This is a genomic window from Pseudoalteromonas sp. SG44-17 (assembly GCF_014164235.1).
Taxonomy (GTDB): Bacteria; Pseudomonadota; Gammaproteobacteria; order Enterobacterales; family Alteromonadaceae; genus Pseudoalteromonas; species Pseudoalteromonas rhizosphaerae.
This window is the reverse complement of the sequence record NZ_JACJEV010000002.1, coordinates 255,862-276,881: the sequence shown is the minus strand read 5'-3', so window position 1 is coordinate 276,881 and position 21,020 is coordinate 255,862. Positions and strand designations below refer to the sequence as shown.

The following is a 21,020-nucleotide window of genomic DNA, read 5'->3' as shown; positions in this document are numbered from 1 at the left end:
CTAGTTAACTCAATGTATCAGCCCACTTTTTAAGGCATTGAAAAAGTTGGGCACGATCGACCGGTTTGGCAATAAAATCGTCCATACCCACTTCTAAACAACGTTTTTGATCGTCTTCAAAAGCATTAGCAGTAATGGCTATAATAACCACATGGCCAAATTGAGCACCATTGTTACGGATTTCAGCTGTGCACTGGTACCCATCCATAATAGGCATTTGGCAATCCATCAAAATAATATCGGCCATGTTGTGTTGTAAGCACGCCAGTGCTTTTTCACCATCGTTAGCAACCTCTAAGGTGCAATGAGTATCACTGAGCATTTTAGCAATAACGATTTGATTGATTTGGTTATCTTCTACCAGTAATACTTTCAATCCAGTTAAATCAGGGATGTTTTGCTGTATGTCAACTTCGTCACTGAGTTGCGCCACCTCAACAGGAATGGTGATAGTAAAGCAACTGCCTTTGCCAATCTCGCTGTGTAATTTAAGCTTGCCCCCCATTAACTGAACTATTCGCTTACAAATAGCCAAGCCTAAACCAGTACCACCATATTGCCGCGTGGTTGAAATATCGGCTTGAGTAAACTCACTAAACAACGATGATTGCTGCTGCCCAGAAATACCAATACCGGTGTCTGTTACAGCCACAGACAAATGATTATCAGCATAATCAATGTTCATAGTTATACTGCCAGTTTTCGTGAATTTCCCTGCATTACTCAACAAGTTATTGACAATTTGGCTTAACCTTAATGAATCTAACTGCACCACATCTGGTACTGACGGGGCAATATTTAATACAAATTCAACGCCTGGCTGTACGCCAGTATTTGTAAACACCTGCGCTAACTGGGTAAGCAGTTTTCGTACATTAACTATATGAATATCTAGTTTGACCGCCCCCGCCTCAATTTTAGAAAAATCTAAAATATCGTTTAAAATCAATAATAGATTTTTTGCGCTTTGCTGTATCATTTGCAACTGTTCACGGTATTCCAACTTCACGTCATCAGCATTAAGTAAAATATCAGTCAGCCCCATAATACCGTTCAACGGGGTGCGAATTTCATGACTCATATTCGCTAAAAATTGTGATTTAGCTTTACTGGCCTGATTTGCAGTTGCCACAGCTTTAACTAATTCATCTGTTTTTTCATTTACTTGATACTCTAACTCTACATTAAACTGTTTTAAATGCAGATTAAGTGCTGCATTTTCAGTATTTACTTGTTCTAGATCTTTAAAGTTGCTGGTCAATTTAAATGCTAAAGTTGCAAATTGCTGCTGTAAACTCAGTACTTCCAGCCACGCATTATTTTGAGTCTGTAAATCACTGATATCAGCTTTAGGATCAAAGGCATCGATTTGTTCGGTAAGCTCTTCTATTGGCCTTACCAACCAACGGCTCAACTGGGTGATAAAAATACTGATCAAAATAATCACCACAAAAGTCAGTAACAGTGATTGCCCCCACGCACTTGCCGCCACAAGATTAGCGTATTTACGTTTTAATAAGCTTGCCACATACCAGCCTTGATGCTGTGATAAATATATTTTTACGTAATATTGTTCACCATCAATGTCGGTGGTCATAATGGCTTGTTGATCACCTTTTAACTGGGTAAATTTATCTTCAGTGAGCTGAGTCAATACCGAATAATGATTAGGCAAGGTGCTAAATACCACTTGTTTTTTGGCATCAAGAATTATCAATTCACCATCATTATCAAATATGGTTGGCCTAAATTGCAAAAATGAGCCCAACACTAACGAGCCTTCAACAACTCCCCGAAAACGCCCGTTAATATGCACTGGTGCAGAAACACCAACAATAGGTTCATTACCAAATCCTCGGCCCCTAAATACATTAGAAATATAGCCTGTTGGCGAGTCTTTACCTATTGTAAAGTAATCCCGATCGGCAACCGATAAATCGCTACCTTTTAAGCTTTCTTGTAAACTAAGTGGGTAAAATATCCGCGCAATTGCGTTTTCATCCGTAACCATTGATGTAAGAAAGTTAGGGTATAGTGCCATCAAATGACTCAGTGCTAACTGTTTATCAACCCCCTGCTCTATGGCTTTTGCAGTTAATACGATGCCACGGCGATAGTCATTTAAATACAGGTCAATTTTTTCGGCAATGTCTTCAGATTTTTCAGAAAGCTGCGCCTTCACTTCGTATTCGATACGCGCGTAATGATTGTTGGTAAGTACAATGGAGGTTAATAACACCACTAAAATGATGAGAATGCTTACAATGTAATTAAGAATTTTATACAACGAATTTGGTCGCTTTTGCCATACCTGCTGAATAAAGAAAAAGCTCAATAAATCAATAACACATAAAACAATAGCGGCATTTAAGAAGTACTTAACTAAGGCTGTTACTATAGCAAGTATGGGTAGCTCAATGATAAAATAACCAATTAGCCCCAGCAGTGGAATACCTATTAACAGCCAATAAATAATACCGCGGATAAACAGCAGCCGCGCGGCTTTAAAGCTAAAGTGATACAGCCAAAGTACTTCACCAACAAATACGATTGATGGCCAACAATGCCCCCAGCGATAAAAAATAAAAGCCGCACTGATAGCGCAAGCAATTAACGCGTAGCGTAAGCCAAATAGCAACAAACAAATTAAAACAAAAAGCTGACCAAATAAAAATTCAGAGCTGTCTAGAAACCAAAATGGCAGTAAATTAACAAAGCCGGCCAACACGCCCAAAAGTATGGAGCAGCTAAATGCAAAATATCGATGCTGAGAAAACGGCAATGTTTGCTTCCGAATAAAATAGACTATATCTAAAAGTAAAAGAAAAAACGCATTTTGCCAAGTTAACTACTTGTATTTAATGCTGACAACCATGGCTTTCGATTTGTAAAACGCTATTACCAACATTAAATTGCTGGGCTAACAATTGCTCAACTTTAAGTCGACATGCTTCATCATGTTTTTCTTTAGTGCAATGTTGTTTAAGGACCACATGTGCCCCAACAACTAACTCCTTATCGCGGCGCATAACCGTAACATTATGTACATTTTCTACGTGCTCAACTTGCCCTATGGCACTTTCAATATCGGCCACATCGGGTAGTTTCGCTTTATTTAAACGCAGACCTTTAACACAACCAACAATTACTTTTACGCCTGTAAACAAAACAAATAACGCAATCAACATGCTTGATAAAATATCAATAACACTCCAACCCGTTAGATAAATAAGTATACCGGCGACAAACGTAGACACGGTTGAAATCAAATCAAAAAATGAGTGCAAAAATACCGCATAAACATTAAAGCTGGCCTTTCTGCCTTTATATAATACCCATGCTGCGGCACCGTGAAATAAAAACCCTGTGGCAGCAATTACCGACATTAAATAACTATTGACAACTGGCCCTTGCCCTTCATGATGATGCATAAAGCGCTCGCCACCTTCGTATAAAATTACTAAACTGATCGCTAAATACAAACAGCCATTGATCAAACCACCTGTCAACTCTGCTTTTTGATAACCATCGTTGTAGTTTTTAGCTAAATGAATCGCTAAGCTCGATGCGATCAAAGCAATAAATAAAGAACTATTATGAACAAATAAATGCCCTGCATCGGCTAATACAGCAAGAGAGTTTGCATAATAGGCACCAATCACTTGGATAATCATAAATGAGCTAGTGATGGCTAATGCAATTAATAATCTACGTCGTGATGCTTGGTGAGTTGTAATGTCGGTCATGAAAGGCGGTTTTACCTGTGCTTTAGTGTGCTAAGAGTCATCATTCTAAGAAACGTTAAAAGAGTAATGATATACAGTATCAATTGTAGTACTTCCATCAGTCAAACGCACTAAAAACTTAATATCGAGTTAATTTATATATAAAACGGCTAATTAAAGTACCATTTTCTTAAAATTGAATGTAAGCTTAATTTGTTAATAGGAAGTTGGAAATCCAGTGAGACAGTATTCTGTAGACGAAATTTGGCAATCTTTACAAGCCTTACCACTTGCAATCGTATTGTTTGATCAACAAACAGACACGCTGCACGCCAATGCATTGAGCCAACAGTTACTAAATTTAATGCCGGCAATAAGTCCAGTAGAAAAAGCGTTTCAGCACTTATCTATTAAACAAACAGAAAACCACACGATTGTTGATTATCACACCTTTTTAACTCCCCAAAATAACACCGAACAAACCTATAATATCGCCACAAAACACACAATATCCTGTGTAACAGTCACCTACAGTCTAATTGGCCCACAATTAATGATGCTGGTGTTAAAATCACACTCATCGTGCTCTGTGCAAGCTGACTTTGACGAAGTAATAGCAAAAATATCAACGCAACTAATTGATATACAGATAGATAATCTAGACCAACAAATCGAAAGTGCTTTAAAAACCATAGGTACATTTTGTGATGCTGACCGCAGCTATTTATTTCAATTTAGCGAAGACGGCAAAGAAATGAGTAATACCCATGAATGGGTTAATACACAGATCAAGCCATTTAAAGAAAAGCTGCAAGGTATTCAGCAAGATTTACTACCGTACTTTTTTACTATGATGAACGAAAAGCACGTTTTTAAGGTACCGAATGTTAATTTACTCCCTCCAGCCGCTGCAGCCGAAAAAGCTGAATTTGAATCCGAAGGGATCAAATCTGTTTTATGCATTGGGCTTCGCTCTGAGAACTCCTTGTTTGGTTTTATTGGCTGTGATTGCGTAACACATATACGCCACTGGACCGACACCGATCTTATGCGGATCAAACTGGTGGGTGAAATTATTGCCAATGCACTCAAAAACGTTCTGTATAAACAACGCTTAGAGCAAGCTCAACAACAATTACTATTGGTCAACCAAGAACTGCAATCACAAGCAAACCTCGACAGCCTAACAAATATCGCCAATCGTCGCTGTTTTGATCAAACATTACTTAATGAAATTCAACGTGCAACACGCTCAAATCAACCATTGAGTTTAATCATTTGTGATATCGATTATTTTAAACTTTATAACGACAATCATGGCCACCAGCAAGGCGATGAAGCGCTCAAACAAGTTGCCCATGCACTACATAACTTATGTAAGCGACAAGGTGATTTAGCAGCCCGCTACGGCGGAGAAGAATTTGCAATTGTGTTACCCAGCATTGATAAAACCCACTGTTTAAAATTTGCCAAATTACTGCAACAGCAAATCAGTCAACTAAATATCCTGCACCCAAATTCAAACATCGCCGACCACCTCACCCTCAGCATCGGATGTTACAGCTGTAAACCAGATAAACATACCACCGCAGATATGATGATCCTCGCCGCCGACAGCGCACTCTACGTAGCAAAAAAATCAGGCCGCAATCAAATTCAAATCTTTGATGAAGAGCATTAGAGCCATGTATTCGTAGCAGCGAGTTTACCTCGCGACAAATCAAAGTATTACATGTTGCTTAACCCCTCCCTTTATAAATTCAACAATACTCCAAATGTCCTGTACTGTACTGTAGGCCGTGCTTTAGCGCGAAATGTCACCCGCAATGCAAAATGATCACTTCAGCAAGTGAAATATTAGCCAGTTAAATTCACCAATTCAGCCCGTGAGTACGGGGAACACGTTTTGCTCAAGCTGCGCTATGTTAAATTCTTCGGTTCAGCCCCGTGGGTACGGGGAACACAAAACAAGGTGTAATACTGGCTCTTTTCTGTACGGTTCAGCCCCGTGGGTACGGGGAACACAGCTAATTTATTAAGACACAAAAAACAAATAACGGTTCAGCCCCGTGGGTACGGGGAACACATTAAACTCGTCAATTTGTGTACAGAGTATTACGGTTCAGCCCCGTGGATACGGGGAACACTTATGCGCTCAAGTTAAAGGCGGTCACTTTGCCGGTTCAGCCCCGTGGGTACGGGGAACACAATGCAATATTGTATGTCGATATTATTGATTGCGGTTCAGCCCCGTGGGTACGGGGAACACATGACAACACCAACACCAATGAAGTACACGGCCGGTTCAGCCCCGTGGGTACGGGGAACACTGCTGCATAGCGGATCGGCTCTATAATTTCGTCGGTTCAGCCCCGTGGATACGGGGAGCACACCGCTTCAATTTTGCTACTAAAGCGCACTTGCGGTTCAGCCCCGTGAGTACGGGGAACACTTGTTATTAGTCTAGTCATTGATGTATACCCTCGGTTCAGCCCCGTGAGTACGGGGAACACGTATGAGCTGTGATAAATGGTGGCTACGCAAGCGGTTCAGCCCCGTGAGTACGGGGAACACATCAGATTATCCCCTGCATTCTTTTCAATTTGCGGTTCAGCCCCGTGAGTACGGGGAACACCGTTTTAGTGAAAGCTGCGAATATATGACCTTCGGTTCAGCCCCGTGAGTACGGGGAACACTCCATTTAAAAAATTCCATACTAAGTATTACGCGGTTCAGCCCCGTGAGTACGGGGAACACTGCAAAGCCCGGATGCATTAAGTTTCCAAGCCCGGTTCAGCCCCGTGAGTACGGGGAACACAAATTATTTATCAAAATGGCTATCGAAAACTGCGGTTCAGCCCCGTGAGTACGGGGAACACTACGCAATACCTACACCGATTTTAGGCTCAAGCGGTTCAGCCCCGTGAGTACGGGGAACACTATATCAACGGCAGCAAGCAACATGCTGAAAGCGGTTCAGCCCCGTGAGTACGGGGAACACCCAGAAAAGAAAGCAGCCGCTTTACCTTTTAACGGTTCAGCCCCGTGAGTACGGGGAACACTCAAAGGCTGTGTCTTTTTGGTTTGGCTGATACGGTTCAGCCCCGTGAGTACGGGGAACACATGAACTTGGTTGTTCTTGTCGTACTCAATGACGGTTCAGCCCCGTGAGTATGGGGAACACGTTGTTTGACCACCGGCGTTAATATACCTCTGCGGTTCAGCCCCGTGAGTACGGGGAACACTGTAATAGTAGGTATTATGTGTCGTACAACCGCGGTTCAGCCCCGTGAGTACGGGGAACACTCGTCAATAGGTAGACATCCGGCTATATCTTGCGGTTCAGCCCCGTGAGTACGGGGAACACGCGGGGTTTTTTATTGCCTTTTAAACCCGTTTGCGGTTCAGCCCCGTGAGTACGGGGAACACAATTGGAATTTAGGACGTATAGAATGATTGAGCGGTTCAGCCCCGTGAGTACGGGGAACACCGTGATAATTCAACTGTGTATTTTGATGTTAGCGGTTCAGCCCCGTGAGTACGGGGAACACGTGTTACATTTAATCCCCAGTCACAATACTGGCGGTTCAGCCCCGTGAGTACGGGGAACACGTACTAATCCCGACACTGGATTTTGCCAGTGCCGGTTCAGCCCCGTGAGTACGGGGAACACTCATCAAGTGAGTCTGCGCGATTAACCCACGGCGGTTCAGCCCCGTGAGTACGGGGAACACCGTTGTTATTTGTGTGGCGTGATTTTTACGGTCGGTTCAGCCCCGTGAGTACGGGGAACACTCATGGGCGCTGCCCATCCCCGCCAAGCTGCGCGGTTCAGCCCCGTGAGTACGGGGAACACCGTTTCGTTGTATATTAGTGCCTTTCTGCATACGGTTCAGCCCCGTGAGTACGGGGAACACGAACACCAGTTTCGTTTACTCGATACATACCGCGGTTCAGCCCCGTGAGTACGGGGAACACTATTTAAAGCTGCAGCATACAAAGTATTATAGCGGTTCAGCCCCGTGAGTACGGGGAACACTCTAATAGTATATGCTTGTTTTTTATAAATAAAAACAGCTAGTTCAAATCTACCAAATTTTTAAAGAGCGTAACAGTTATTTTTAGCTTAATGTTTCGTTGTTTACTGGTGTAAACTTGACCAGCCTTAATCCTTCTAAATCTATAGGCATCCGTGCATTTTTACCATAAGTAATAAAATCAAAACCCGATTCAGTATTTGTAGCCCACGCCATAACCACATTTCCTTGTTCTGCCAACTCAGAGACTTGAAACCAAATCATTTCTCTAATCTTTCGACCTACATCACCAACGTATACACCTGCGCGAATTTCTAGTAACCATACAGCTAATCGCCCTCTTAATCTGGGTGGTACAGCTTCAGTTACAACAACACACATACTCATGATCCACTCCTAATTAGTGCGATGCCCGTCATCGCCAATAGATTCAGGCTCTGGTAGTGCTGGCGGTTGGGCATCTTCATATGGTTTAGGTGGCGTGATCTCACCAGCGCTTAATACCTCTTCGATTAAAGGAATTAACCGCTGTAAGGTTCTATCTTTTCTAAATGCTTCTCTGCACGCTATTCGTACCTCTCGATCTGGCTGTTTTGGTCTTTTACTTGCTACTTTAAAGGCAGCGGGTACAACCGTATCAAATTTAATAATATCAGCAATATCATATACAAATGACAGCGGTTTACCGGAATGTAAAAAGCCAATTGCAGGGGCATAACCTGCGGCTAAAATAGCAGCCTCAGTTACACCATATAAACATGATGTGGCGGCACTAATACATTGGTTGATAATATCACCAGCTTGCCAATCTTTTGCATCGTAACGGCGTCCTTTCCATTCGACATTATATTGTTTAGCTAGTAATGCGTAAGTTTTACGAACACGCGCCCCTTCGATTCCTCGGAGTTGATCAACACTACGTCGCTCTGGCGCGACTTCACCAAAACGCAATTCAAACATTTTTCGCACTACTTTTAGACGTAAAGTTTCATCAAGCGCTAGCTTTGCTTGATATAGTAATTTATCTGATCTTGCACCTCCAGGCTGCCCTACGGAATAGAGCCTGACCCCAGCTTCACCGACCCAGATCAGCAATGTGTCTGTCGTGGCTGCAAGCTTTACCGCAGCATGGCTTATACGTGTGCCGGGTTCGAGTAAAATACACACCACTGAGCCAACGGGTATATGCATTCGCTCACCATTGACTTCGTCAATCACAACAAATGCACCATCACGAACATCAATGCGCCCCATCGCTACAAAAATCATCGAATTACGATCTTTAATTGGTATGGGTTTAAGCTGGAGAAAAGCCATTGTTAACTATCTGCTTTATATAAAATGAACTCACCTTTTACTAATGCTTTAAATAAAGGCAAGTCGTGTTGGTACTTACGTTGTACTGATTTAAAAATCGATTTAGCTTCTTTGTTTAACGCTTCAATAGCCTCTTTTCTTAACTGTGTAGCTTCTTTTCGATTAACATCTAATAAGATCTGCTGAACAATTTGCTGCGCATTCGATGTAAATTTTTGTATTGCCTGGTTTTTAATACCTCCAACAAAGTTTTTATCGTAACCCACACCGAATATTTTATTGAACGCTAATGAGAGTTTTTCCTTTTGAGTTAAACCTGCATTGATAACTAACGATATTCTTGAATTGTTTTTAGATAATGATGATGGCATTGAATATAAATCATAGACTCGCCCAGCGATCGAGCCTTGATCGGCAATATTTCCACCTACAAGGAGACTTAAACACAAATCTACACCCAATTTATTTTGAAATTGGTTGATAATGAATGCTGGTTTAACTGATGTTTTATCTGTTTCTTTACCGATAACATATGATGTTAATTCTTGCCATGACTGCCAATATTGATCTCGTGCGCAAACGGCATATATACCATCTTCTTTTACATTTCTTGGTGTATAAGGGTGTAACCACCAGCCAGCACCATTATCACGACCTTTTTTGGTGGAGCCATACGATCCACTATACTTAACGCGCTGAAAAGTAGTTACACTCTGATCTGCTGTGTTGCCACATATATCACAAGTACATGGAGTATCAATTACTGGAAAATCAATATGATAAGCAAGTGCAAATAAACCACGTTCTAAACCAATTTTGGGTGCAGAATAAATGTCTGATATCGGCGGAATATCCCACATAAAACGACTTTCGGCATCATCATCTAGTTGGGCTTGCTCATTAAAGTAATCAATACAAACAGTATTTAATAAAATTGTCGACTTTAAATTTTCACCAGAAATAAGAGTGCTTATAGAACCACCACCACGAATACCTGTAGCACCTGTTGGCCCAAAACACTCACCTTTAATATTCATGTGTAAATTATAATTTAAAACATGTGTACAGTCGGTGCAGCAAATACTCACTTCGCTAGACTCTGAAAATAACCCTAGGGCATTTGCAGAACCGCCACATTCAATGCCAGAGACTAATTTGGTAATAGGCCCATCGGCTATTTTTGCTTTACTAGGAAAAGCTGAACGCATAAAACGCTCACCTTCAAACCACTGGCTATCGACTTTTTCAAGTAGTGCATCATATTGTCCAGGGCTTAATCCATTTGCTAAATAATCATTCAAATCTGATATTGTTGGCTTTAACACTACTGTTGAAAGTGATGACAACATTTGCAACATAGCCAACTGTGTTTCATCAAAAAAATACTGTAACTGATAGTCTTTATTTGAGGTCAAAATATCTTTTAATGACACTTTGCCATCAGTCGTTGAAATAAAGGGATCTTTAAGTAAGTTCACTAGCCAACTCCTGTTCAGGTTTAATCATTTCACCACTGACATACACCATTCGCATCGCGTACTTTCTAGATGCAAGTGTTAACTTATCCCTTACTTGTATTCGAGCTACTTGGTTTTCACCTTCAATATCACTAAAAATTTGACCTTTATTCGCCAATTTTTTTAATGCGATTGCTGGGTTACTTTCATCCATTACACGATCAAATAACGGTCTAGTTAATGGGCAACATTTCCGTCCCTGAAATAAGGTGAATTTAGGCGCTTTAACGGCCGCTTCTAATTTACTAATTAGTTCACATTCAGCACTAATAGCAAAGGTGTGCTCGCTGTCACACCAATATTCACGGTATGTGGGTTTTGTGCCTTTTTGAATTTTACCGTCAGGGCTACGGAAATTTTGCACTGTATGATAATCCATCATTTTTTCACCTGCTTGATTTACTTGCACCGCTGTCGTAATTTGTTCTGACAGCTCATAAAGTGCTTGTTGCTCTTTACGGGTAATACCTAGTGCCGCAGCCAATAACCCCACAATGGCTGAACGGGTAGGAAAATGATTTGCTCGCCTATGGACATCAAAGGTTTGCAAGCCATAAGCTGATAAACCTTCAGTTTTTAGAATTAACGTTTTCATAAACAACTCCCATGTTGTGAAACTAATTAAAACGTTAACTCACTAATTTTACTGACTAAGGTTATTTTTTCACTCAATGCTGTTTGAGTTAAATCGAATGCTTTGGCTTGTGATTGTAATTCGTAGCCATCAACTAACATTTCGTAATGAGATACTAAGGCTTTTATTGATTCTTCCATGACTTCACCGGTATTTTTGATCGGCTTCCTAAATGCATTTGCTAATGACAGAGGTTGATTTGAACTTGTACATAAAACGAAATCAGCTTTATTGTGTGCTGCAAATGTTTTCTGTTTAGCTGATGGTGAGACTTGAGCAAAGCAATTTACTATTGTATTTACAATGTGTTTAGTTTCGCTGACCGTTTTTTTGGTATTTTTTGCTAAAAGCTCCACATCTATTGAAGCATAACGATAAAACACGCCAGAGCTAAATTCATGGGTGCCAATATGACCAGAGCCTTGTTCAGCCAAATCATCACACGCTGTAAACCAATCAACTTCAATATCTGCGCTATGAGTTGTTAAGCTATGTGCTACGCTCATTGCTGCTTCAACATTACGTTCAGGGCAACTTGCGTCCATTCTTCCCGATAGTGCAACATCTATAGTGGGTATTTGAACGATTTTCTTTAAATCTTTTAATTCAGTTCCTGCTTGAACCATATTAATAGCTTCTCTGATCGCTCCAATAGAGTAAGGTTGTACCGCATCAAAAAAACGGAGTTTTTCTTTTGTTTCTTTGTTCGTTTCAGTTTTTACTTTTGAGCCCATATTTTCTAAAACGTCTTCAATTAATTTAGCTTCAAATTCAGGCAATTCTTTAATACACAAAGCGAATAAATCATCAAACTTGTTCGTTCTAATTGATAGTTCTTCAACATTTTCTTTGTATAGATCACTTTGGCGAATTGCTCTTTTTAAACACTGACTTGATATGCGACTTCTGATTGTTCCACCGAATACGGCAGTTTTTTGTAAGCCCGAATCATCACGGTTCATCATTGATGATGGATGAGAAATTAACGCATGGATATTAATAAAAGTTGTCATTTGAATGTCCTTTTTAAAATTTTTTAAATACTTAAATTTGAATTAGATTAATCTTGTTCTGCTAAAATAAATTCTTTTAAAAGTTGGCGGCGGGAGTTTTCACCCCAAAATTGTGCTAACTTCCCTAAGCTTTCTAATTGCACTTGTTTACAACGCACTAATTGACGTTTTAAATACTCAATTGCATTGTCACCGCTGCGGGTTATTTGAATAATTTGTGACTCTTTTACGCCTGCTTTTAAAAGAGCAAGAGCTACAGATTGCGCTTCACTTTCTTGAGAAACATCAATTGATGTCATCAAAAATAAAATACGTTGTGTTTGCGTAGTATCTTTAGCACCAGAAAACCTCAAAACTCTAAAGTAAGCAGGGCAATTTGCTAGCTTGCTTAGATTGCATCTTTTCAGCTCCGCTTGGTCACCTTTGCTTAAACTACTGTAAGCGTTATAAATACGTTGATACATAAATTCCCCTAAGTTAACTTGCTTTCGCTAAAGATAATAAACCGGCACCAGCATGTTTTTGTCGGCCAATACCCATAACCAGCGCCTGATAAATTTGATCAGCATTAGTAATTTGTAAAACCCCTTCAAAACAAACAAAGCGATTATTAAAGCTCTTTTTGTTTTTCACTAAAAAACTATCAAGTGCTGTAACGGTGACATTTGCCCCAGAGAGTTTTCGATGCAGCCAAGCGATTTGTTCGTTCTCATTTTTTATTTCAATCACTTTCTTACCTTGGCTAATACATTTAGTAGGATAAGCAACTAATTTAAATTTATAGAACTCTTCATTTTCCACCGTTGGATTAAATGGTTTACTTTGTAAAACGTTAGATTCTTCGCTACTGACCGGCTCTGTGGCCGATTGCAGCAACACCGTCACTTCACCCGTTGCCATTGTATTTTCTACTCGAAATAAATGATCTCGCCGACGTTCAGGGGTATTGGGAAACAAACTCCAAATAGCCTGATGCTGTTCATAACTGTCGGTCGCTTTTAGTGCAACTATGGATATGTACATACCTTCTCCCTAGAATATTTAATCTTATTATTCATTCTTTAGAGGCAAAAATACCCCTAATTCACTGTAATTAATGTCATGATTAACAATCGCTTTTACACAATATAAATCAGGATCCTGTTTGCCTTTTGCATGTTTTTTTGCAATTGCTACAGTACTTAACTCTCTGTCTTGTTGCTCTTGATAATCACCGCCATGCCATAATTCACCTTGTTCGTTAAGCAATACAACGGTTGCGGTCATTTCACCTTCACGGGTTAATAAAGCGCAGCGTGGGTCAACATCATTTAATGGTTTTGAATCGAGAACGCTATACATTTTGGCGGTATAAGCAGAACCATCTTGTTCTTGTTGATAACTTTCAAATAAGGAGAGTAACTCTTCTGGTTGTTCCGTATATGCTTGTTCATTGTGAACATACTCGATAGCGTCACGGTAACAATCTGGAAAAGTAAGCTTAGAGTTTTTATTCAGGTATTGATTTGTACGATATAAAACGCGGATATTACGGTAAACAAAACCACTACCTTGATAATGCGTTTTCCAACTAGATATTGGTTGATCTGGGAGTAAGGTAATAAAAGTAGGTTGTTTTATACGTGTACTGCGAGGGCTTAACTCGGTATTTATACGGTCGTGACGCCATAGTCTGCCCATACGCTGCATTAAAAATTCAATGGGGGCTATTTGACTCACCAAAAGATCAAAATCTAAATCAAGGGATTGTTCTACCACTTGCGTCGCAACTAAAATACGGCCTTGACGGCCAGCATGTTTACCATAAATATCTAAAATTTGCTTTTCTATTCTGGCTCTATCTGAAAAGGTATAACGGGCATGAAATAAATCTATTTCTAATGGTTCATCTTCGGTATTAATTTGAGATTTTAACTGTTGATATAAATTTTGTGCATCATGCACGGTATTACAAATAACACCGATAACTGCACCATTTTTTGCGTGTTCAATTAAGCTTTGTTGTTGTTCTGCAGTTGGCAATAAGTCATTGGACAGCCAATTTTCTAAATAAACTTTTTTTCGTGCTATGGGTTGTTTCAAATCAATTTCTTGGGTTTTTCCATCCATACCAACATGAGTGACCAGTGGATACTCAATACTGCTGACTTTACCTGAGTACGGCTTAACCAATTTAGTTTTTAATGACAAAGGCAAAGTTGCAGAAAGTAATATGACACTAGAATACGCTTGATGTTGCCCTTGTAACACACGTTCTATTAAAGCGTACATATAAGCATCGAAACTATGGATTTCATCTAAAATAAGGACCGACTTTCTAGTACCAAATGAACGGATAAACTGGTGCTTAATACCCAACACCCCCATTAATATTTGATCAACGGTTGCAACTGACAAAGAACCTAAAAAAGCTCTTTTGCTTGATTGATGTAAAAATCCATTTTCATCTGGCATTAAGTATTTAGATTTACTATGCGCCAATGTAAGTGTGCTATCTGGAAATAACTTACTAGCAGCTTCACCTATGCGTTCAAATAAACCATTAGCGGTTGCTTGAGTGGGTAAACCAAAAACAATTCCATCTGCTAAATTTTTCTCTATCAACATAGATGCATAAGCTAATGCAAATTCTGTTTTTCCTGAGCCAGTATCAGATTCAACAATAGTTAAACCTGTTTCTAATGGCATATCATTCAATAGGGTTTGTATACCGCGAGGTTGGTATGGTGAGAATAAATATTCAAAACCTGCACCATTTAACTTATTTAATACACCCGCTTCAATTAACGCTTGTTTAGCTCGTGGTAAAGTGCACTGATAATATTCATTTAAATCCTCAACTTTAGTTTTAAAACTAGTGATTGAAGAACCAATCCAATCGGCAACACTGCATAAACCAGCTAACATTGGAATATCGCCGATATCTGGAATTTCTGTTAAACCTGTCCAAGCCAAACAAAATTCAATCCATTCTTTTCGAGCAACTTTATCTAACTCAACTAATTCTTCATCAGCGTCAGGTTCAGCTAAATTACGGTCAATCGATGTATCACAATAACCATGATGACCGGCTACAGCTTTCATTGCCTCGTTATGGCCGTAAGACTTCATAAAGTGAAGATAACCATGCGAGCCATGTGCGTATTTTTCAGGCTCAACCTCAAACTCTTCGCCTTGTAACTGAACTCTTATTTCTTCTACATAGTTTTGAAATCGAGCATCAAATTTTCCCAAATCATGCAGTAGAACATAAAACAATATTATTGCTTTAGCATCTGATTCCAGGCAGTTAATTTGTATAGCAATTTGCTTTAGCAAAGTGCGAGATTCAGTTAACCAAATGTCAGCAACCGCTGCCACATCCAAACAATGATAAGGTAATAAATGATAATCAGCGCCACTTTGTAACGGATCTTTTTTCGCTTTTCCCCAATATTTAAAATAACTTGGTATCGACATCACTCTATTCCTTAACGGGTTTTATCAAACCCTACGCTTACTAGGTTAATTCAACAACACTGTACATTTATCACCTGTCGCTTAGTTGTACATATTCTTTTATTCGTTATTTTATAGTCAGTTGATTTAAATCAACGAGGTAAATAAGGCTGTAACTGGGCTAAGCATTCAGGACTTAATATGATTTGTTGCGCTTCAGGATTAACGTGATAACTAACAACACCTAATTGTTTTAAAAGGTAAAGTAATAAAGCTGCTCGTATTTTTAGAGTGCGCTGATATCGGCCATTGGGCTGCAATTGCATTTGGTGATCGAGCGCAATAATACGCGCTTTGTTTTGGGCTAAACGCGGATCAGGTTCTATTATTACGTTGAGGTGAGTTTGCCATAATGTGTCGTGTTTTTGGTCAAATTGGGCGGTGCCTTCAAATTCATATTCGCCACTAAAACGGGTTAATACAAAATCTCGAAAGTCTTGGTTTTTTTCACAGTAGGCTCGTACATGCCAACGAGTACCATCAAACACTAAATTATGTGGGCTGATAATTCTTGATTCGAATTCTGGGCTTGCAATGGATGCATAACCAACATCAACCCTTAACTTTTGTTTCAGCGCTTGTAAAACGCCTCTTACTTTATCTGGTTGTATGGGTGCAAGTGGTGAGTTTAGCCATGTAAGGTACTCACTTTGATCTTGCATACTCGCTTGTGTAGTTTTTAAGTAATTGGTTAGATCCAGCTGCTTAAACTTGGCTATAAAACTATCACTCGCTTGATACCCTTTTAGCGAGTTGTTGTAAATTAAACTGTGTGGGGAGAGCGCTAAATAATCTTGAATCAACTGGGATGCATTAGAGCGACTGATACCAAAATGCTGCTGCAAATGATTGGTTGTCAGGCGTCCTTCCCATTGAATAATGAGCTCTATAAAATGAAAGCGTTGTTGGGTGTTGTAGTTAAGTGGCTGGCTATTTTGATCGGTTGTTTCAACCATGCGTTCCCTGCACTATTATTTTTTATTATCATTCCAAGTTATCAGAAAAACCATTGATTACAAGCAGAATTCCTTTTCTGCCTTAACGGGTTGTTTTAGATCAAAAATTAAACATACTTTCGAGCGCGGCCTTTAATAACAAGGGCATACATCGTTTATTTGCGATCTACTTAATTACAATTGGGCTGGGCTTTCTGCGATCCCTTTGACGCTTGCCGTTAAAATAAATACGGCGCCGCTGTAGGGGTATTGTTTTAGTATCTCAGGTTCTAGGCCAGTACGGGCGGAGGTAACGGCGATGGTTGTTAGGTCATCGCCAAAAAAAGTGAGGCTGGTGATCCTAGGTGCGGGAAGTCGATAAAAATGCACGATAGTGCCATTTTCACAAAAACGATAAAGGCCGTGGCCATTCCAAGACGCGACCCACAAGTGATTGTCGTTATCGACTGTCATGCCATCGGGAAAGCCCATTGTCTCGTCAAATTTTACAAATACACGCTTGTTGCTGAGATAAGCGATACAACACCCCTGTATTGTGTTGTTGATGTTTATCCATAGCGCCAAAAAATACATGCCTATTGTGCTCATTAATAAAAACACATTTAGCAACGAGACTTGAATAACTTGTTGTGTGTGATATTGAGGCTAGAATTATTTCATTAAGTATTAAGAGCATTCATTAACAAACATGGTTACTTCGATTCGTTTTGAGACTCTTTTTCAGCTATTGCTTTTTCAATAAATGACATCGCTTCGTCAATCATGTTCGTCATCATGTTTTTAGCGCGCTCAGGCTCACCATTTAAAATTGCTTGGTACACCTTAAAGTGTTCATCCGCAATGGCTTTTTTATTACCTTTCGCGGGAGTTGTATGCTGAATACTAACGTTAAGTGCAGTACAAATAAAATCACGCAATTGAAAGAAAAAACGATTACCGCTGGCAAACAAAATTGCGGTATGAAAGGCTAAATCACTTTCATGGATTTCACCATCGGAGGCATCAGCCGCAGCTTGCATTTTTTCAACTGCAATCGCAATCTCTGCAATTGCGCCTTTATCAGCACGTCTTGCTGCAAGTGCCGCAGCTTGCGGTTCAATGGCTAAACGTACTTGTAAAAATTCTTTTAATACATACAAGGTCGGGCTACTATCAAGCAACCATTTTAATACACTAGTGTCGTATAAATTCCATGTGTTTGCTGGTTCAACACGAATGCCTTGACGTGGGCGCGATGAAATAAGCCCTTTGGCAGCAAGCATTTTTACTGCTTCACGAATAGCAGTACGGCTAATGCCATACTCTTCACATAATTTTGCTTCAGTAGGTAAACCCGTTTCAGCAGTGTAATGACCATTAATAATGGCTTTACCTAACTCATTAGTTACCTGTTGTGACAAATTTAAATTTTCAATGCGTGCCATAAGCAGTTCCTTTAAAAATACTCATTCTATGATACTACTATAACCTTAGCGCGTCATCAGGCAAATCTTTGACAATGCTGCTGTAAATACTTTTTATTCGCTGTTTTAACTGCGTAATAACTTAGATTCAGAAGATAAATACATAACTTGAATTGGTAGAAAAAGTGGCCAGCTGAATATATGTGAATTGCTTTAAAAAATAGAGTAAGTATTGATGAGCGGCCGCACGCTGTTGAAGATAAATCAGCAGACACAGTTACAGCGGCAACGATTGATTTATTAAAGTCCTACGAAAAAGCAGTTGTTACGATCACTTCACTGCTGATAATGGTAGTGATAGCTGCATAGCGGTTATGCACTTCGAAGCTGAATCTGCCAATCCTTTTTTCATTTTGAATATATATATTTGACATTGCTCACCACGGTGATTTCCTTTATTACGCAGCTTAAAATGCAAGCTACGTTAATATTTGACTAAATTATTTTTTATTAGCTCTTTAGAGCTTTACCAAGTTGGCCGATAACATACAAATATAATATTAAGGATAATCAATAATAATGCACATACACAAACAGCAAGCCTATCCAACAAAGATAGCGACAGAGCAAACAGATACCACACAGAAAACGAAACAAGAAACAGCAACAACATCAAAAAACCAAAACGGTGCTGACTATCGTTTATCAGAGAAAGAGTTAGACAACTTATCAGGCAGGGAAACGAAAGAGAAAGCGGAAAAAGAGGCAAGTTCAGATATGCCCGATCATATCGCTAAAATGATCGAACAGCTGAAAAAAGTCAAAGAACAGATTGAACAACAAAAAGAGCAACTCGTTAAGTTAAAAGCGCTAGATAACCAGCAAGATGAGGCTGTTAAAGCACAAGTCGAAGCGCAAACTAATATGATTGTATCAATGCAAGCTCAAATGGGTTCATTAGTTCAAACAATCGCTGAAGCAATGAAAGAAGCTGGTGTTACCGACACTGGTGCGCTTATCAGTGCCATGGTATGAGCTTAGATAAACATATCAATAATTAAATTGTTCAACATCACGCCCTACCTTCAACTGGCGTTATACACCATTGCGCTGTTTTAGTTTCGCAAGCCATTTCAACATTCGCGCCAGCCAGGCACTAAGGCACCATTTGCCACAACAGCGCAGTAAACGCTTGTTGCTCTAAGTTTGTGCCAGCTTTTGCAAAATTTGGCGTACCATCGTCATTCCAAGTAAATCTTTGTGCACGTAATGAACGTGTGGCACTAACCATCACCTAAAAAGCAGTAACGTCTTATTGTATCTGCTTAAAAACTAGAATATGCTCAATTTTTAACTGACATACTTTGTCACGAATTTTCACTAGGCGGGTTAACAGCACGATGGTAACCTAGGTTTAGTCACGCTAATAATTACATAAGTAATAGTGTGGCATGCCATATTGGCCACTATTAAAGGAGAGTATCTATGGACCCGATCACGCAAGTTCTCAACATGTTATTCACTGTTGAGGCGTTTTTACTCATTTTTGTTTTAGTACTGCTAAAAAGCAGTGTTAAATTTGTGCCACAAAACCGTGCGTGGCTCATTGAACGTTTTGGTAAGTATCAATCAACTAAAGAAGCAGGCCTAAACTTTATTGTGCCGTTTGTTGATCGTATTGCCGCTGATCGTAGCTTAAAAGAGCAAGCTCAAGATGTGCCGTCGCAATCTGCTATTACCAAAGATAATATTTCATTGATTGTTGATGGTGTATTGTATTTCCGTGTTATGGACCCATACAAAGCCACTTATGGTGTTGATGATTATGTGTTTGCCGTTACGCAATTATCGCAAACAACGATGCGTTCAGAGCTTGGTAAAATGGAGCTGGATAAAACCTTTGAAGAACGTGATGTACTAAATACTAATATTGTTGCGGCAATTAACCAAGCCGCAGATCCTTGGGGTATTCAAGTATTACGTTATGAAATTAAAGATATTGTGCCACCGCAATCAGTAATGGAAGCGATGGAAGCACAAATGAAAGCGGAACGTGTTAAACGTGCACAAATTTTAGAATCAGAAGGTGATCGTCAAGCTAATATCAATGTCGCTGAAGGTAAAAAACAAGCGCAAGTACTAGCCGCTGAAGCAGAAAAAGCCGAGCAAATCCTGCGTGCTGAAGGTGAAGCTAAAGCCATTATTGCGGTAGCCGAAGCACAAGCTGATGCACTACGTAAAGTAGGTGAAGCAGCTGATACTGAGCAAGGTCAAAAAGCCATTCAATTAGACCTCGCCTCAAAAGCAATTGCCGCAAAACAAGCCATTGCTAAAGAATCGTCAGTTGTTTTATTACCCGATAACGGCACCGATGCCAGCTCTATGGTAGCGCAAGCGATGTCGATTATTAATACCTTAAATACCAAACAAAAAGGTTAAACTGTAAAGGAGCAAACTATGGAGTTCATTACCAATAATTTAGCCCAAACACTGATGATTTTAGGTGTACTGGCACTGATAATTGAAGTAGCAGTGCTGGGAATGTCGACCTTTATATTGTTGTTTTTGGGTATATCATTATTTGCAACTGGATTAATGATGAACTTCGCGCTGTTAGAAGACTCATTAACCACCGCACTTTGGAGTAATACCTTGGTCACCGCCGCATGCGCTGTTTTACTATGGAAACCGCTAAAACGCATGCAAGATAATGTTGATCATAAAGAAGTGACAAGTGACTTTGCTGAGCTTGATTTTATACTCACTAGCGATGTTGATGATTTAGGTGTTAGTACCTACTCGTATTCCGGGGTGAGCTGGAAACTAAAAAGCCAGCAACCACTGAGTGCTGGCACCCATGTAAAAGTGGTAAAAAAAGAAGTCGGTGTTATGTGGGTTGCAGCAATTTAACCTAGATGTG

The 21,020-nt window shown here is 39.8% G+C and carries 18 protein-coding genes and 1 CRISPR repeat array; of the genes, 4 read left to right on the top strand and 14 right to left on the bottom strand.

The annotated features are described in order from the left end of the window. Positions 1-4 precede the first annotated feature (4 nt). The gene (locus H5182_RS02615; protein ID WP_310741254.1) at positions 5-2,728 is read right to left on the bottom strand and encodes an ATP-binding protein; all 2,724 of its coding nucleotides are present in this window, start codon (positions 2,726-2,728) and stop codon (positions 5-7) included. A 130-nt stretch (positions 2,729-2,858) separates the two neighbouring features. Further along, positions 2,859-3,746 (bottom strand): cation diffusion facilitator family transporter, encoded by an 888-nt coding sequence (locus H5182_RS02610; protein WP_182759460.1) that lies wholly within the window; start codon positions 3,744-3,746, stop codon positions 2,859-2,861. A gap of 217 nt (positions 3,747-3,963) precedes the next feature. On the opposite strand from H5182_RS02610, the gene H5182_RS02605 reads away from it, so the two are divergent. Beyond that, positions 3,964-5,406, top strand: coding sequence for a sensor domain-containing diguanylate cyclase (locus tag H5182_RS02605; protein ID WP_182759459.1), 1,443 nt, complete (start codon positions 3,964-3,966; stop codon positions 5,404-5,406). Between the two features lie 254 nt (positions 5,407-5,660). Then, positions 5,661-7,764: direct repeats of the CRISPR family, unit length 29 nt; unit sequence CGGTTCAGCCCCGTGAGTACGGGGAACAC. An 82-nt stretch (positions 7,765-7,846) separates the two neighbouring features. Here the strand turns inward: H5182_RS02605 and cas2e are convergent. The 11 genes from cas2e to H5182_RS02550 form a co-directional block, all read right to left on the bottom strand. Continuing rightward, positions 7,847-8,149, bottom strand: a complete 303-nt coding sequence (cas2e, locus tag H5182_RS02600) for a type I-E CRISPR-associated endoribonuclease Cas2e (RefSeq protein WP_145234109.1) — start codon at positions 8,147-8,149, stop codon at positions 7,847-7,849. 9 nt (positions 8,150-8,158) lie between these two features. Then, positions 8,159-9,079 carry a type I-E CRISPR-associated endonuclease Cas1e gene (gene cas1e / locus H5182_RS02595; protein ID WP_182759458.1) on the bottom strand — a complete coding sequence of 307 codons (921 nt, stop codon included), beginning with the start codon at positions 9,077-9,079 and terminating at the stop codon, positions 8,159-8,161. A gap of 2 nt (positions 9,080-9,081) precedes the next feature. Further along, positions 9,082-10,512 carry a type I-E CRISPR-associated protein Cse1/CasA gene (locus H5182_RS02590; RefSeq protein ID WP_310736900.1) on the bottom strand — a complete coding sequence of 477 codons (1,431 nt, stop codon included), beginning with the start codon at positions 10,510-10,512 and terminating at the stop codon, positions 9,082-9,084. A 31-nt stretch (positions 10,513-10,543) separates the two neighbouring features. Next, complete coding sequence (cas5e, locus tag H5182_RS02585; RefSeq protein WP_145234116.1) at positions 10,544-11,191, bottom strand: type I-E CRISPR-associated protein Cas5/CasD; 648 nt, start codon at positions 11,189-11,191, stop codon at positions 10,544-10,546. A gap of 26 nt (positions 11,192-11,217) precedes the next feature. Beyond that, complete coding sequence (cas7e, locus tag H5182_RS02580) at positions 11,218-12,243, bottom strand: type I-E CRISPR-associated protein Cas7/Cse4/CasC (RefSeq protein WP_145234118.1); 1,026 nt, start codon at positions 12,241-12,243, stop codon at positions 11,218-11,220. Between the two features lie 47 nt (positions 12,244-12,290). Further along, complete coding sequence (locus H5182_RS02575) at positions 12,291-12,707, bottom strand: type I-E CRISPR-associated protein Cse2/CasB (protein ID WP_145234120.1); 417 nt, start codon at positions 12,705-12,707, stop codon at positions 12,291-12,293. Between the two features lie 13 nt (positions 12,708-12,720). Further along, positions 12,721-13,266, bottom strand: coding sequence for a type I-E CRISPR-associated protein Cas6/Cse3/CasE (cas6e, locus tag H5182_RS02570; protein ID WP_145234122.1), 546 nt, complete (start codon positions 13,264-13,266; stop codon positions 12,721-12,723). A 27-nt stretch (positions 13,267-13,293) separates the two neighbouring features. Then, positions 13,294-15,702, bottom strand: coding sequence for a CRISPR-associated helicase/endonuclease Cas3 (cas3, locus tag H5182_RS02565; protein WP_182759457.1), 2,409 nt, complete (start codon positions 15,700-15,702; stop codon positions 13,294-13,296). A gap of 131 nt (positions 15,703-15,833) precedes the next feature. Continuing rightward, entirely contained in the window at positions 15,834-16,697 is an 864-nt protein-coding gene (locus H5182_RS02560) for a YafY family protein (RefSeq protein ID WP_182759456.1), read from the bottom strand. Between the two features lie 174 nt (positions 16,698-16,871). After that, on the bottom strand, positions 16,872-17,285 hold the full coding sequence (locus tag H5182_RS02555; protein WP_259398220.1) for an SMP-30/gluconolactonase/LRE family protein: 414 nt from the start codon (positions 17,283-17,285) through the stop codon (positions 16,872-16,874). Between the two features lie 104 nt (positions 17,286-17,389). Next, positions 17,390-18,121 carry a FadR/GntR family transcriptional regulator gene (locus H5182_RS02550; RefSeq protein ID WP_182734058.1) on the bottom strand — a complete coding sequence of 244 codons (732 nt, stop codon included), beginning with the start codon at positions 18,119-18,121 and terminating at the stop codon, positions 17,390-17,392. A 558-nt stretch (positions 18,122-18,679) separates the two neighbouring features. Here H5182_RS02550 and H5182_RS02545 point away from each other — a divergent pair. Beyond that, positions 18,680-19,135, top strand: a complete 456-nt coding sequence (locus H5182_RS02545; protein WP_182734056.1) for a hypothetical protein — start codon at positions 18,680-18,682, stop codon at positions 19,133-19,135. A 121-nt stretch (positions 19,136-19,256) separates the two neighbouring features. Here the strand turns inward: H5182_RS02545 and H5182_RS22250 are convergent, their stop codons facing one another. Then, complete coding sequence (locus H5182_RS22250; RefSeq protein WP_259398219.1) at positions 19,257-19,391, bottom strand: hypothetical protein; 135 nt, start codon at positions 19,389-19,391, stop codon at positions 19,257-19,259. Positions 19,392-19,585: 194 nt separating this feature from the next. Between H5182_RS22250 and H5182_RS02540 the strand changes: the two genes are divergently transcribed. Then, the gene (locus H5182_RS02540) at positions 19,586-20,539 is read left to right on the top strand and encodes a slipin family protein (RefSeq protein WP_145234179.1); all 954 of its coding nucleotides are present in this window, start codon (positions 19,586-19,588) and stop codon (positions 20,537-20,539) included. 18 nt (positions 20,540-20,557) lie between these two features. Further along, positions 20,558-21,010 carry an NfeD family protein gene (locus H5182_RS02535; protein ID WP_182734054.1) on the top strand — a complete coding sequence of 151 codons (453 nt, stop codon included), beginning with the start codon at positions 20,558-20,560 and terminating at the stop codon, positions 21,008-21,010. The last annotated feature ends 10 nt before the right edge of the window (positions 21,011-21,020 follow it).

Excerpts from the sequence above, each read along its gene's own strand:
- cas7e (WP_145234118.1), bottom strand. The coding sequence starts at position 12,243 with ATGACAACTTTTATTAATATCCATGCGTTAATTTCTCATCCATCATCA.
- cas5e (WP_145234116.1), bottom strand. The coding sequence starts at position 11,191 with ATGAAAACGTTAATTCTAAAAACTGAAGGTTTATCAGCTTATGGCTTG.
- cas2e (WP_145234109.1), bottom strand. The coding sequence starts at position 8,149 with ATGAGTATGTGTGTTGTTGTAACTGAAGCTGTACCACCCAGATTAAGA.
- cas6e (WP_145234122.1), bottom strand. The coding sequence starts at position 13,266 with ATGTACATATCCATAGTTGCACTAAAAGCGACCGACAGTTATGAACAG.
- cas1e (WP_182759458.1), bottom strand. The coding sequence starts at position 9,079 with ATGGCTTTTCTCCAGCTTAAACCCATACCAATTAAAGATCGTAATTCG.
- H5182_RS02550 (WP_182734058.1), bottom strand. The coding sequence starts at position 18,121 with ATGGCACGCATTGAAAATTTAAATTTGTCACAACAGGTAACTAATGAG.
- H5182_RS02610 (WP_182759460.1), bottom strand. The coding sequence starts at position 3,746 with ATGACCGACATTACAACTCACCAAGCATCACGACGTAGATTATTAATT.
- H5182_RS02560 (WP_182759456.1), bottom strand. The coding sequence starts at position 16,697 with ATGGTTGAAACAACCGATCAAAATAGCCAGCCACTTAACTACAACACC.
- H5182_RS02540 (WP_145234179.1), top strand. The coding sequence starts at position 19,586 with ATGGACCCGATCACGCAAGTTCTCAACATGTTATTCACTGTTGAGGCG.
- H5182_RS02575 (WP_145234120.1), bottom strand. The coding sequence starts at position 12,707 with ATGTATCAACGTATTTATAACGCTTACAGTAGTTTAAGCAAAGGTGAC.
- cas3 (WP_182759457.1), bottom strand. The coding sequence starts at position 15,702 with ATGTCGATACCAAGTTATTTTAAATATTGGGGAAAAGCGAAAAAAGAT.
- H5182_RS02545 (WP_182734056.1), top strand. The coding sequence starts at position 18,680 with ATGCACATACACAAACAGCAAGCCTATCCAACAAAGATAGCGACAGAG.
- H5182_RS22250 (WP_259398219.1), bottom strand. The coding sequence starts at position 19,391 with ATGGTTAGTGCCACACGTTCATTACGTGCACAAAGATTTACTTGGAAT.
- H5182_RS02555 (WP_259398220.1), bottom strand. The coding sequence starts at position 17,285 with ATGAGCACAATAGGCATGTATTTTTTGGCGCTATGGATAAACATCAAC.
- H5182_RS02535 (WP_182734054.1), top strand. The coding sequence starts at position 20,558 with ATGGAGTTCATTACCAATAATTTAGCCCAAACACTGATGATTTTAGGT.